Genomic DNA, 13,285 nt, shown 5'->3' with positions numbered 1-13,285 from the left:
GTTCAAACATCCTCGGTGATCAGGGCAATGGTCATGGTCAGGTTATGCAGCGCACAGGTTCGGGTGGCTCCCAAAGGACCGATTTCACTGTGGGCATAGAATCCTGTCACGGTATGCTGACGACCCAGTCTGTCACGGACCATCTCCAGTTCCTCGACAATTTGATCGCCCATGATGAGTTTGCGACCCACGCAACTGATCAACAAGCCCAATCCAGGACTCCTGATCATCTGTGGCTCCTGCGCGCAATCTGCCGCCTGACCGGCGCCGCTCACCATTTTGGCGCTGGTGACATGCATGAGGCGCACATAACCGTTCGGGTCAACATCCCCGCCCAGAATCAATCCGCCACGGGATCGGTCCACGTCGAGAACCGTACGAATCACGCCGGGATCCGTGGAGCAGGGTCTGTCATGGTGCATTTCGAACGGGAAACGCAACCCGGAATCGGGCAATTCCCTGGCGTATTCCCCCAGATAACGACTGTAGAGATCCAGTGCTGGTTCTCCGTCGAGTTCCAGCAGCACAGAACCCTCGCAGCGTGTCACTTTGCGCATGGGACCAAAAGGAACCCATCCGCCTTGGGAACATCGACGGATCGCCAAGTGGTCGCCGTACAGTCCCACGGCGACCACACGCCGCGCGGAAACCTCAGACGAAGACATCACCAGGGTTTGTCGAATGAGGCCCGATTCGCAGGCCAATCCGCCGACGATTTCCATCTCATCGCCCACGATGCTGCACAATCCGTCGATCAGGGCGCAGCCATTGACTGACAATCCGGGTGCAAAGAGCAGCACCGCACGCAAGTCAGCCCCCGACACCCCTTTACCAACCGTCACGCCGGCCTGCCGGGACTCCTCCAAAGTCATGACCTCCGCCGTCGCCACCCGCACGCTGCCGTGAGCAAAACGCATGGCCGTCACCACGCACGATTCGTTGCCCATCCCCTGATTGGAAATTTCACCCGCGGTCGAAACACCCACACAAGGCACATCAAGAAAGGCTTCATTCAACCCAGATACGACTGCGGGATCCATAAGATATTTCTTGTCGGCAAAGACGAGCACCAACATGGGATCCATCTGCAGCAACGGTTCCAGAACCAGGCGATCAAACACCGGCTTTCGGAACTGAATCTGTTTAATGTCCATGCCTTGTTATGACTCCGAATAGAATTTCCGCGTGGTGTGATTGAAAGGGGCCACGCCATCCCCTCCGACCAGGAATGAAAAGATAACGTATCCGTTCATAATCAACAATACAGATTTTGGTTCCGAGTGTGGGAAACCCGCCCGACAGCATCAAACGCCGGACAAAGTCGCTCGATACACCATTCCGCCGCCAACCGCTAGCGATCAAGCGTGCCATGCCGTGTACTTATCAAGACTTGATCTGACAACATGAGACCTATGGCAAGCCTTTGCCTTTATGTCAAACAAATCCCAAATGCGATTGACCTGGTAATCACCTTGACGGACGTGCGGATTATCGGCATGCTGCACTTATAATCTCGCCCCATCATCCACATATCCTTCGAGAGGAACCCTGAATATGCGTGCATGGCAGATTGGCATCGGCGTTATGGCCATGGCATGGGTCGCGTTCAGCGGTCCGGCCCAGGCGGCTGACCCGATTCAAATCAAATTCAGCCACGTGGTGGCCATCGACACCCCCAAAGGTAAGGCCGCCGAGAAATTCCGCGATCTGGCCGCCAGCTACACCGGCAACCGGGTCAAGGTGGAAATCTATCCCAACAGCCAACTTTTCAAGGACAAAGAAGAGCTGGAAGCCCTGCAAATGGGTACCGTGCAAATGCTCGCCCCCTCCCTGGCCAAATTCGGTCCTTTGGGGGTGAAGGAGTTCGAGGTTTTCGATCTGCCGTTCCTGTTCGACAACTACGAACAGTTGCACAAGGTGACCTATGGTCCCATCGGTCAATCCCTGCTGGGCAAGCTCACCGCCAAGGGGATTCTGGGTCTGGCCTACTGGGACAATGGCTTCAAGCAAATGAGCGCCAACAAATCCCTCAAAGAACCGACGGACATGCATGGCCTCAAAATGCGCATCCAGTCCTCCAAGGTTCTGGATGCCCAGATGCGCGCCCTCGGGGCCAACCCCCAGGTCATGGCCTTCTCCGAAGTCTATCAAGCCTTGCAAACCGGCGTGGTGGATGGCACGGAAAATCCGGTCTCCAACTTCTATACCCAGAAAATGCATGAAGTGCAAAAATTCATGACCCTGACGGATCATGGTTATCTGGGTTACGCGGTCATCGTCAACAAGCCCTTCTGGGACGCCCTGCCGGCGGACATCCGCAGCCAGTTGGACCGGGCCATGGCGGATGCCACGGTCTACGCCAACCAAATCGCCAAACAGGAAAACGACAAAGCCCTGGAAGCGGTACGTCAATCGGGCAAGACCCAGATTCTCACCTTGACCAACGCCCAACGCACCGCCTGGAAACTGTCACTAGCCAAGGTCCATCAGGAAATGGCCAGCCGCATCGGCGGAGAACTGATCCAATCCATCCAGAAAGAGACCGGTTTCGATACCGGCAAACCATGACCTGACCCTTCATCCGCACCCCTGAACGGACCTCGCACCTTGAGCATCTCCCGCCTGCTGGATCACCTGGAAGAAGGGTTGATCATGGTCCTGATGGCCGCCGCCACGTTGATCATCTTCGTGGCGGTGGTGCATCGTTATGCCATGGGGATCCCCGCCCTGCATGGTTTTCTATCCGGGTTCAGCACCAGTTGGGCCCAGGAACTGTGCATCTATCTGTTCATCTGGATGGCCAAGTTCGGCGCGGCCTACGGGGTACGCACCGGGGTTCACGTGGGGGTGGATGTGCTGGTCAACCGTCTGGCCGAACCCTGGCACCACCGCATCGTGCTGCTGGGACTGTGGAGCGGTGCCCTGTTCACCGCCATCATCGGCACACTGGGTGCCCATTTTGTGCTGGCCATCAGCAAAACCGATCAGTCCTCCCCGGACATGGAACTTCCCATGTGGCTGATCTATCTTTGTATTCCTCTGGGATCCTACCTGATGTGCTTCCGTTTCCTGCAGGTGGCCCGCCGCTTTCAGCTTACCCATACCCTGCCCCATGCGGACCACGTCCACGTGGCCGGACTGCCCGAACGGACCGACAGCCCATGACCACGATGATCATCTTCGGCCTGCTGGCCGTGCTGCTGGCCACCGGCATGCCCATCTCCATCGCCCTGGGGCTGACGGTGCTGATCTACCTGTTCGGCCTGACCAACGTGCCCATCGAGGCGGTGGCCCTCAAGCTGTTCACCGGCATCGAACGCTTCGAGATCATGGCGATCCCCTTTTTCATCCTGGCGGGAAACTTCCTGACCCATGGGGGAGTGGCGCGACGCATGATCCGCTTCGCCAGCGCCATGGTGGGTCATCTGCACGGCGGCCTGGGTCTGGCGGGTGTGCTCTCCTGCGCCCTGTTCGCCGCCATCTCCGGCTCCTCACCGGCCACGGTGGTGGCCATCGGCGCCATCCTGATCCCCGCCATGGTCCGGGCCGGCTTTCCCGTGGAATTCGGTACCGGCGTCATCACCACCGCCGGCGCCCTGGGCATCCTGATTCCCCCCTCCATCGTCATGGTGATGTACGCCGTCTCCACCAGCACCTCGGTGGGGGCGTTGTTCATGGCCGGACTGATCCCCGGCGTAGTGCTGGCCCTGCTGCTCGGGGCGGTCACATGGGAACGGGCGCGACGCTTCGGCTATCCCCGTCAACCCAAGGCTTCGTGGGCCGTGCGCTGGGCCAGCTTCCGGGAAAGCGTGTGGGGATTGTCCCTGATCTTCGTGGTCATGGGGGGGATCTATTCCGGCCTCTTCACCGCCACCGAAGCGGCGGCGGTGAGCGCGGTCTACTCGTTTTTCGTGGCGGTGTTCGTCCATCGGGATCTGAAACTCTCCGATACCCCCCGGGTGCTCCTGGAGTCCGCCAACTTGAGCGCCATGCTGCTGTACATCATCACCAACGCCATCCTGTTCTCGTTTCTGCTCACCTACGAAAACATTCCCCAGGCCATGAGCGCCTGGATGCTGAGTATGGGTTTCGGTCCGGTGCTGTTCCTGCTGGCCGTGAACATCATCCTGCTGATCGCCGGGGATTTCATGGAGCCGTCCTCCATCATTCTCATCATGGCGCCATTGATGTTTCCCGTGGCCATGGGCCTGGGAATCCATCCGATCCATTTCGGCATCATCCTCACCGTCAACATGGAAATCGGCATGGTGACCCCGCCGGTGGGCCTGAACCTCTACATCGCCAGCGGCATCACCCGCATGGGACTCACCGAAGTGACCGTGGCCTGTCTGCCCTGGATGATCGCCATGTTGGCGTTCCTGATTCTGGTCACCTACTGGCCCGGCCTCTCCTTGTGGCTGCCGGGGGTGTTGGGCATGCTGTAACGGCGTTTTTTCGCTGCGCGGAATAAAGATAAAATCAAAATCTTTGGAGACTCTGTCTCCAAACCTCTAGCCGGGGACCGTGCCGGTCCCCGGACCCCTGCAATAAGAAACGTCAAGCCGCCCGGGCGGATTGGGAGATGTTGGCGAAGATGCGGCCCAACTGACGCACGCTGTCTTCCATGGAACACCCCTGGGAGACCGGCTGACGCAAATAATCGCGGATGGGTTTGATCAGCTTCAACGCCAGATCGATCCGGGGGTTGGAGCCCTGGATGTAAGCGCCGATGTTGATCATGTCCTCGGCCTGGGTATAGGAAGCCAAAGATTCCCGCAACTGACCGGCCCAGGCTTTCTGGGTTTCTCCCGCCAGATCCGACATCAAACGGGACAAGGATCCCAACACGTCCACAGCCGGATAATGGTTGGCCGAAGCCAGATCCCGGGACAACACGATATGGCCGTCGAGGATACCACGCACCGCGTCCACGATGGGGTCTTGAATGTCGTCGCCTTCCATCAAGACGGTATACAGTCCGGTGATGCTGCCCACGCCACTGTCCCGACCGGCCCGCTCCAGAATGCGCGGCAGGAGCATGAAGGTGGACGGGGGATAACCGCGACTGGTGGGGGGTTCACCCCGGGCCAGCCCCACCTCCCGTTGCGCCATGGCGAAACGGGTCAAAGAGTCCATGAGCAGCAGGACATGTTTCTGGCGGGCGCGGAAATATTCGGCAATGGCCGTGGCCAGATGGGCGGCCCGCAGACGCAGCAAAGGCGGCTGATCCGATGTGGCCACCACCACCACCGAACGGGCCATGCCCTCCGGACCAAGATCCTTTTCCAGAAACTCCACCACCTCGCGTCCACGTTCGCCGATCAGCCCAATGACGTTGACCTCGGCTTCGGTATAACGGGCCATCATGCCCAGCAGAGTACTTTTGCCCACGCCGGAACCGGAAAAGATGCCGATGCGCTGTCCCCGTCCCACGGTCAACAGACCGTTGATCACCCGCACCCCCAGATCCAGGGTGTCGGTGATGCGTCGTCTTTGCAACGGATTGATGGGTTCGGCGTGCAACTCGGTGAATTCGGACAGGTGCAACGGGGGTCCATTGTCGATGGGCTCGCCGGTGGGACCGAGTACCCGACCCAGCAGGCCATCCCCCACGGGCACCATTTCGGTGCGACCACGGGAGACGATCAGGCTGCCGGGATGAATCCCCTTGATGGCCCCCAGGGGCATCAGCAGCAGCGCGTCGCTGCGAAATCCCACCACCTCGGCCCGGATGGCCGGAGAGCCGTCATCCGGGAATACCTCGCACATATCGCCAATGGATGCCGAAGGTCCGGATCCTTCGATCAGGAGTCCCAGCACCTGGGAGACCTTGCCGGTACGCTGCATGCCCACCCCCCGCAGGGCCGACTCCTGATACTCCCGCCAGGGCAGTTCCACGGAGAAATTCATGATACCTCTCCCAACAGGCCTTCCAGGGAAGAATCCATCTCCTCCCCGTCATGCCCGTCATCGGTTGTGGACCAGGAGTCATCGCTCCCGGCCTCCCACTCCGGCGCGGGGACGGGGGGTGGAGAAGGGGCCGGCTGTCGCGCGACGCGCCCGACCCGAACGGGCTCGCTCCCCGGATCGGGCGCCAGGGGATGTGGCTGGCGCGCCGCTGCGACAGTGGCCGCGTCATGGGCCAGGGCGGAGATCTCCTCCACACCGATGGCGTCCAGACGCTCTTGCAGATATTCCCGCATGGACAGCTCCACCTCTTTGAGCTGCTGCTCCAGATTGTCCTCCATGCCGCCGAAATCGCTTTCCAGGTGGACCGCGCCCGGAGAAAGCAGTTCGTCGGCCTCGATGCGCAGGTTGGCGAACCCTTTCAGACGGGACAACACCTGGGCATTGCCCGGCGAAACCCGGATGACGATCTGTTTGCGTCCGGCGGCGCGGGAGAGAATGCGCTTGACCCGGGCAGCCACCACCTCGGGATGGATCGACAGTTCCGTGGCCAAAAGCTCCCGGATCACGATCAAGGCGGTCTCCACCAGATAACGTTCGGAGGAGGCCAGAACCCGCACATGCAGTTGTTCCAGGTTGGCCAGCACCCCTTCGAGCCGGGGCAGCATGGCCTGAATCTCCCGCTCCATGCGCTCCTCGCCGGCCTTCAGACCGGCGGACTCGGCGGCGGCGAAGACCCGTTGATACACCTCCCGTTCCATCTGCTCCAGACGACGGGCCTGAAGCTCTTCCTGGGAGATTTCCGGCTCCTTTTTGGGAGGCGTGACCACCGGCAGCCGACCATCCGGACGAAAACGCAAGAAATGTTCCCGCTTGCTGGTCTGGGGAGCGTCGAGCAGCTCCTGGATCCCCACCCGACGAAACTCCCCGGCTGCGGCATCCGCCTTGATGATCTCACCCATGGTCTCGGACACGGTTTACGGTTTCCTTGTCATGCGTTGATGAAAAAGACTACAGCACCACGTCGTCGGTGCCCTTGCCCATGATGACAATGGCGCCTTCGGCCTCCAGACGACGCGCCGCCTTGAGGATGGCCTGTTGCGCCCCTTCCACGTCGGCGACTTTCACCGGTCCCATCATCTCCAGGTCCTCCCGCAGCATTTCGGCGGCCCGTTCGGACATGTTCTGGAAGAACTTCTCCTTGAGCCGGTCGTCGGAACCCTTGAGGGCCGAAAGCAGCTCGTCGTTGTTGACCTCCCGCAGCAGGGTCTGGAAGCTCTTGTCGTCCATGAGCAGCAGATCCTCGAACAAGAACATCTCCTTGCGCACTTCCTCCGCCAGGGGGTTGTCCTCTTCGTCCAGGTAAGCCAGCAGCTTGTCGGAGAGGTCGCGGCTCATCATGTTGAGGAGTTCCGCCACCTTCTTGACCCCGCCACCGCCCTCCTTGGCATAACCACCCCGTGTGGCGCCCAAAGCCTCCAGTTCGGTCAGCAGCGACTCTTCGATATCTTCCAAGGCCCCCGGCGGCAGATTGCCCAATTTGGCCATGCGCAGCATCACCTCCTGCTGCACGTCGCTGACCAGAAAATCGATCACGAAGGAGGCCTGTTCCACCTGCAATTGGGAAAGGATCAACGCGATGCTCTGGGGATGCTCGTTGGCCAGGAAGGTGGCCACCAGAGTCGGCTCCATGGCGTTGAGGATTTCCCAGGGGGTATTCTTCGGGCCTTGTTGCAGCTCCTTGAGGAACTGGCGGGCCTTCTCCTTGCCCAGGGCCTTGGTGATCATGTCCTTGACCTTGTTCATGCCGCCGCGCACGTCGAACTGTTGCAGCTCGAAGCGATCCAAAAACTCCTGACGCACGGCCCGCACCACATCCTGAGGCGTGCTGCCGATGCGGGCGATGCTGCGGGTCAACTCCCGCACCTCCTCCTCCGGCAGACCATCCAGCAATTTTTTCACATCCTCGTCCGGCAACGAGAGGATGAAAATCGCCGCCTTCTCTTTTCCGGACAACCGGGTGCGGGAATTGATCTTGCGACGGGGGACCGCATCCCCCGCACCCTCGATCCAACCTTCATTTTCAGCCGTTTCCGCCATGGAAGTGCCCTCTATCCTAATCGCCAATCGTTTGTCATGCGTGCGTCATGAGGTCCGACATGCCAGGATCAGTCATCCTGCAACAGCCAGGAACGCAGGATCTCCCGTGCCTCGTCGGCGTGTTCGGTGATCATCTGCTGGGTCAGCTTGATATTGCGATCCGGCAGACGCATGCGCATGGGCTGTTCGGTGGGCAGGGTTCCCACCCCTTCGGCCATGAGCTGGGCTTCCAGTTCCGCCACCGCAGCCGGCACGCCACTGGAATCCGGACCCTTTTCGCCCAGCAGCAGACGGCTGACCATGGGCTTGAGCACCAGGAAGAGCAGCAGCAGGATCACCAGGACCAGACCAGCCTGGAGATAGAAATCCGGACGCTCCCAGAACTTGACCGTCTGTTCGGCCATGGCGGTCAACGGCTCGAAGGGCGCGCTGGTCACCTGAATGGTATCGCCGCGTTGCGTGCGGAAACCCACCGCCTGCTCGATGATCTTTTGCAGTTGGGCCAACTCGTCGGCGGTGCGCTCTTTGTAGATGTCCTTGCCTTTGTTGTTGGGATCCGCCTCGTAATGGCCATCCACCAGCACGGCGATGGAGAGCCGTTGAATGGTCCCCACGGGCAGGACGATCTTGTTGACCGTCTTGCTGATTTCGTAGTTGATGGTCTCCCGCTCCACGCTGCGGGACTGCTCCGAGCCGCTGCCGGAGGATTTGGTGCGATCGTTGGCGTCGTTGGGACGCACACCGGGCACGCCGGATTCGCCAAAGCTGCCCTTGCTGCTTTCGTTGACGGTCTGTTCGCTGCGGGCCACCTGGCCTTCGGGATCGAACTTCTCTTCGTTGCGCTCCACCCGCTTGAGATCCAGATCCGCCGTGATGCGCACAATGCTGCGGCTCACGCCGCTGGTGTTGACGCCCACCACCTTGTCCAACATGGCCTGGGCGCGATCTTCCAGGGTTTTTTCCACCTGTCTTTGCAAAGAGAGGCTCTCTTCGGCGGGCATGCGACCATCCGCCGTGGGGGTGCGTCCGCCGGCGATCAGGTTGCCCTTGTGATCCAGCAACGTGACATCCGACTCCTCCAACCCCTCCACCGCCGAAGCCACCAGATGGGTGATGCCCTCAATCTGTTTGCTGCTCAACGGACTGGACATCTCCATCACCACCGAGGCGGTGGCTTTTTTCTCTTCGGAGACGAACAGCGAGCGCTTGGGCAGCACCAGATGCACCCGGGCCTTGCTGACCACATCCAGACTTTCGATGGTGCGGGCCAACTCTCCTTGCAGACCACGCTGAAAGTTCATGCGTTGCAGAAAGTCGGTCATGCCCACCAGATTGGTCTTGTCGAAGATCTCGAAGCCGATGCCGGTCCCCTGTTTGGGAATGCCCTGGCTGGCCAGATCCAGACGGACGTTGTACAGCCTGTTGGAGGGCACCTCGATGGTGGTACCGCCCATGGTCAACTGATAGGGAACGTTCATCTGGGTCAACTGGGCCACCACCTTGCCCGCCTCCGGTTCCGGCAGGCCGGAATAAAGCACCTTGTAACTGGGCCGGGTGGCAAACCAAATGATGGCGGTCAACGCCAGGATCGTGGCGGCTACGGCAAGCATCAAGCCGTTGCGTCCTCCCAGGGGAAGGCGTTCCAAAAACCGCGTAAATGTTTCCGCTGGTGCCTCGGAGCGGGCAGCCATCGCGCTCGTCGCCTCTGCCATGATCAGGTTTCCTTACTCAAGAAAAAATGACAACTTCAAGAACGTGCCACATCCGGCCCCACGCTCCGGGTTACGCCGGCATGCTCATGATTTCCCGATAGACTTCCAAAGCCTTGTTGCGCACCTGCATCAACAGACGCATATGCAGTTCGGCCTTGGAACCGGCGATCTGGGCTTCGTGAATGCTCACGCCGGCGTTGCCGAGCAGAGCCTTGTCGCTCAGATCCTTGGCTTCCTTGGTCATTTTGTCGGTCTCCTTGATCTGGCGGGCCAGCGTCACGGAGAAATCCTCCCAGCCACCCGCCCCTTCCCCACCCATCACGGCGGGAGTGGACAGATTGAGCGACTGCAAGGGGGAGGGTCCAACCGGGTTGATCGACATGGTGCGTTCTCCTCAATTCATTATCGACCGATCTCCAACGCCTTCATGGCCATGGCCTTGGAGGCGTTGAGAACCGTCACATTGGATTCATAGGCGCGACTGGCGGCCATCATGTTGACCATCTCCGCCATGGGATCCACATTGGGCATGGCCACATATCCTTCGGCGTTGGCGTCGGGATGGGAAGGGTCGTACTGCATGCGGGGAGGCCGCTCGTCCACCTTGATCTGTTCCACGGCCACACCGGTGGTGGCGGCCATCTGTTCCCGACTGAGCATTTCGTCGAACGGCTTGGACGAAAAGACCGGATCCTTGCGCCGATACGGCCCCCCTTCCGCGGTACGGGTGGTCTGGGCATTGGCAAGATTTTCGGCAATGATGTTCAGACGCAACCTTTGTGCCGATAATCCCGAGGAGGTGACGCGAAACGAAGTCAGGAAATCATCCATGATGGCTCTCCTTGCTGAAATAAACGATGGAACACACCCTCATCCCTCACGATCATTGGGAATTACCCTGAATGACCATGCGCATCTGACTGATCTGACTGCTCATGGATTGGGCCGCGTAGTTGTAAAGCAGTTGATTGGCGCTCTGACGGGCCATCTCCTGTTCGATGTCCACGCTGTTCTGGTCGCCCTTGGGAATGGGGGTTTCGACCTCCTGAAGATCCCCTTCCACCGGGATGTGCATGGAGACCGGCATATGATGACGGGCGGTGCGGGCCATGGGGAGTTCGTCTCCCAGGGGCATGGAGTCCCGGAGCACGTCTTCAAACTCCAGACGCCGCGCCTTGTAGCCGGGGGTATCGACATTGGCGATGTTGGAGGCGATGATCTCCTGACGCCGCTGCCTCAGATTCATCAGATTGGCCTTGAAAGCCCCATCGCTACCCAACAAACCGAAATCGGCCATGCTCGTGCTCCTTGATGTCAAGCCATTGACGCACCGTGAAAAGGATCTCACGCTGAAAGCTTGAAAAAGCATAAATCGTGCCGATGAAACGAATGGGACTAAAAGCCGCTTTCCCGGATCCAGACCGAAACCACGGTCTGCCAAAGCGGCTCCCAAAGCCCCTCCGGACGGACCGACAGGCGCACGGTTCCCGGGAGGTTGGTGAGGGAGGTCATCGTGGAAGAGGATTCCTGCTGGGACAACGGGGTGAACATGGCCCCGTACCACGCCTCGCCGGGGATCAGACGACCGGCGGGATCGGCCCGCACCGGGATCGGCCCCCCATGCACCGAGGCCAGATGGGGACGGGTCAGAACCGTGGCCGCCCCCCGGTCCACGGCGGCCAAGCCCACGGCCACCGGATCGCCCCCTCCCCGGGTGGGATAGAAGCGGCCCGTGCTTGCCGGGATCAGTCGGGACAGTTCCCGTTCCGGCACCCACGCCTCGACCACCGGATGGCCCGGCACCATCAATTCCGCCAGCGGGGTGTTGCGGGCCACCCAGCGTCCCGGCGCCACCCCCTCTCCCAGCATGGTGACACGACCGGCAAACGGCGCCGCAATCCGCAACAAGGCCCGTCGGGCCTCGACACCCCGTTTGGCGTCCCGGGCTTCCAGCAGTCGTCCTTCCAGGGGAAAGCGCATGGCCAGCACCGCAGGACGCGACCCGCTCTGGGCGATTTCCAGTTGCAAGAGGGTGATGCGGGAGTCGGCCTCGGCTGCGGCCCGGTCGAGTTCCGGAGAGTCCAGCAGCATCAGGGGCGCCCCCCGCTCCACGGTGGCGCCGGGGCCGACCAGCACCTCCCGGATCCGTGCCGGTTCCGGGGCAAACAGGCGGGCATGTTCCCGGGCCACCAGCAAAGCCGGCAGCTCGACGCTTTGTTGCCACGGATAGGCCGCCCCCCCCACCAGGGCGCTCGCAACCGTCAGGGTGAGGGCCAGTCGTCCTTTGCGCGCCCGCGCCAGGGGGATGGCGCGCACAAATCCCACCACGGGCCGCACCAGAAACCAACCGATCTCCGCCGCCATCAACACGATCCCCGCCAGTTTGAAAAAGGCATGATAGACCAGCAGCGCAATGCCCAAAAACACCACCAGCCGATAGGCCCAGGTAACCTGGGCATAAACCAGCAGCACCCATTTCCGGCGCCACGGCCAGGGTTCCGGAGGGGGATCCCCCGGCGCGCACAGCCATTCCCGCCATTGCCAACTGGCCAGGGCAAAGGCCCGGGGGGCCAGATTGGGAATGGCCAGGGCGTCGGAAAGCAGATAATAGCCGTCAAACCGCATGCAGGGGTTGAGATTGACCGCCAGGGTGGCAAGCCACGTGACCGAGGCCAGCAGCACCAACGCCTGTTGCAACGGACCCGGCGCCACGAAATGCCAAGCCAGGGTCGCCAGCAGGGCCAAAGCCAGTTCCGCCCCCACCCCCGCGGCTCCCACCATCAGTCGGGCCCGTCGGGAGGTCAATTTCCACACTTCGCTGGTTTCGGCGTACAGCACCGGCCAAAGCACGATCCAGGCCACCCCCATGGCGGGAACCCGGCAGCCGTAGTGGCGGGCCACGAACGCGTGTGCCAGTTCATGCAGGGTTTTGGAACACCATACCGCCACCGCCAGAGTCAACGCGGCGGCGGGTGTGGGGTGATCCGGCAGGGCGTGGACAAAGCGGTCCCACTGGCGCAGAGTCAGATGAACGCCCAGGCCACCGGCGATCAGCAACAATCCCAGGAAAAACCGGCTGGCGAACCATCGGGCCAGGGGCAGATGGCGTTCCAGCCAGCGATCGGGGCGCCACAAGGGGATTTTCAAATAGAGGTATCGATGGAACAACCACACCAGGGGGGATTCCCGGCGGGCCGCGGCTTTGGCCTGCAAATGGCGCAGGGCTGCGGGTTCCCGGGCCTGGGTCAACTCGTTGGCGAGCAGAAAACGGGCCACGGCTTCGACCCGTTCCCGGGTCACCGCGTCTCCCGCCAGCCGGCGGGCCGCCTGGGTGACAGCCGCGGCATCCCCGGCGGACCAGCAGGAGACAATGGTATGTTCCATCCAGCCCAACTGGAAAAATTTCTGGCGCAGGGGATCCCAGAGGGTCCAGGTGGGCGCCCCATCGTCTGAAACCGGACCGGGATAAACGCGCACATCGGAACGCAGCGGCGGCATCCAACCATTCAACTATTTAAAAAAAAGAGAGGGTCTGGGAGATTCATCTCCCAGGGTTTTGATTTTTG

12 protein-coding genes are annotated in these 13,285 nt (G+C 61.0%); 3 read left to right on the top strand and 9 right to left on the bottom strand.

Translation table 11 applies throughout. The features are described from left to right. Positions 1-2: 2 nt before the first annotated feature. Positions 3-1,154 (bottom strand): FIST C-terminal domain-containing protein, encoded by a 1,152-nt coding sequence (locus HQL98_06610; protein ID MBF0271715.1) that lies wholly within the window; start codon positions 1,152-1,154, stop codon positions 3-5. Between the two features lie 400 nt (positions 1,155-1,554). Here HQL98_06610 and HQL98_06605 point away from each other — a divergent pair, with 400 nt between their 5' ends. The 3 genes from HQL98_06605 to HQL98_06595 all read left to right on the top strand — a co-directional run bounded on the left by HQL98_06605 (position 1,555) and on the right by HQL98_06595 (position 4,445). Then, positions 1,555-2,568 carry a TRAP transporter substrate-binding protein gene (locus HQL98_06605; protein MBF0271714.1) on the top strand — a complete coding sequence of 338 codons (1,014 nt, stop codon included), beginning with the start codon at positions 1,555-1,557 and terminating at the stop codon, positions 2,566-2,568. Positions 2,569-2,652: 84 nt separating this feature from the next. After that, positions 2,653-3,165, top strand: coding sequence for a TRAP transporter small permease (locus tag HQL98_06600; protein ID MBF0271713.1), 513 nt, complete (start codon positions 2,653-2,655; stop codon positions 3,163-3,165). After that, positions 3,162-4,445, top strand: a complete 1,284-nt coding sequence (locus tag HQL98_06595; protein ID MBF0271712.1) for a TRAP transporter large permease subunit — start codon at positions 3,162-3,164, stop codon at positions 4,443-4,445. The genes HQL98_06600 and HQL98_06595 overlap by 4 nt, the downstream gene beginning before the upstream one ends. A gap of 112 nt (positions 4,446-4,557) precedes the next feature. On the opposite strand, the gene HQL98_06590 is transcribed toward HQL98_06595, so the two are convergent. The 8 genes from HQL98_06590 to HQL98_06555 form a co-directional block, all read right to left on the bottom strand. Beyond that, entirely contained in the window at positions 4,558-5,910 is a 1,353-nt protein-coding gene (locus tag HQL98_06590; GenBank protein ID MBF0271711.1) for a FliI/YscN family ATPase, read from the bottom strand. Next, a complete protein-coding gene (locus HQL98_06585) occupies positions 5,907-6,881 on the bottom strand; it encodes a hypothetical protein (GenBank protein ID MBF0271710.1) in 975 nt (324 codons plus the stop codon). Before HQL98_06585 ends, HQL98_06590 begins: the two co-directional genes overlap by 4 nt. 37 nt (positions 6,882-6,918) lie before the next feature. Further along, a complete protein-coding gene (gene fliG / locus HQL98_06580) occupies positions 6,919-8,007 on the bottom strand; it encodes a flagellar motor switch protein FliG (protein ID MBF0271709.1) in 1,089 nt (362 codons plus the stop codon). A 68-nt stretch (positions 8,008-8,075) separates the two neighbouring features. Continuing rightward, on the bottom strand, positions 8,076-9,719 hold the full coding sequence (gene fliF / locus HQL98_06575) for a flagellar M-ring protein FliF (protein ID MBF0271708.1): 1,644 nt from the start codon (positions 9,717-9,719) through the stop codon (positions 8,076-8,078). Positions 9,720-9,789: 70 nt separating this feature from the next. After that, positions 9,790-10,101 (bottom strand): flagellar hook-basal body complex protein FliE, encoded by a 312-nt coding sequence (gene fliE, locus HQL98_06570; protein ID MBF0271707.1) that lies wholly within the window; start codon positions 10,099-10,101, stop codon positions 9,790-9,792. Between the two features lie 20 nt (positions 10,102-10,121). Further along, positions 10,122-10,550: a flagellar basal body rod protein FlgC gene (flgC, locus tag HQL98_06565; GenBank protein ID MBF0271706.1), complete on the bottom strand. Its 429-nt coding sequence runs from the start codon at positions 10,548-10,550 to the stop codon at positions 10,122-10,124. 52 nt (positions 10,551-10,602) lie between these two features. Further along, the gene (gene flgB, locus HQL98_06560; GenBank protein MBF0271705.1) at positions 10,603-11,016 is read right to left on the bottom strand and encodes a flagellar basal body rod protein FlgB; all 414 of its coding nucleotides are present in this window, start codon (positions 11,014-11,016) and stop codon (positions 10,603-10,605) included. 98 nt (positions 11,017-11,114) lie between these two features. Continuing rightward, on the bottom strand, positions 11,115-13,217 hold the full coding sequence (locus tag HQL98_06555; protein MBF0271704.1) for a hypothetical protein: 2,103 nt from the start codon (positions 13,215-13,217) through the stop codon (positions 11,115-11,117). Between the last annotated feature and the right edge of the window lie 68 nt (positions 13,218-13,285).

The sequence above is a fragment of the Magnetococcales bacterium genome, assembly GCA_015231755.1.
Taxonomy (GTDB): Bacteria; Pseudomonadota; Magnetococcia; order Magnetococcales; family Magnetaquicoccaceae; genus Magnetaquiglobus.
The sequence above is the reverse complement of the archived record's forward strand: the minus strand, read 5'-3'. Positions and strand labels throughout refer to the sequence as shown.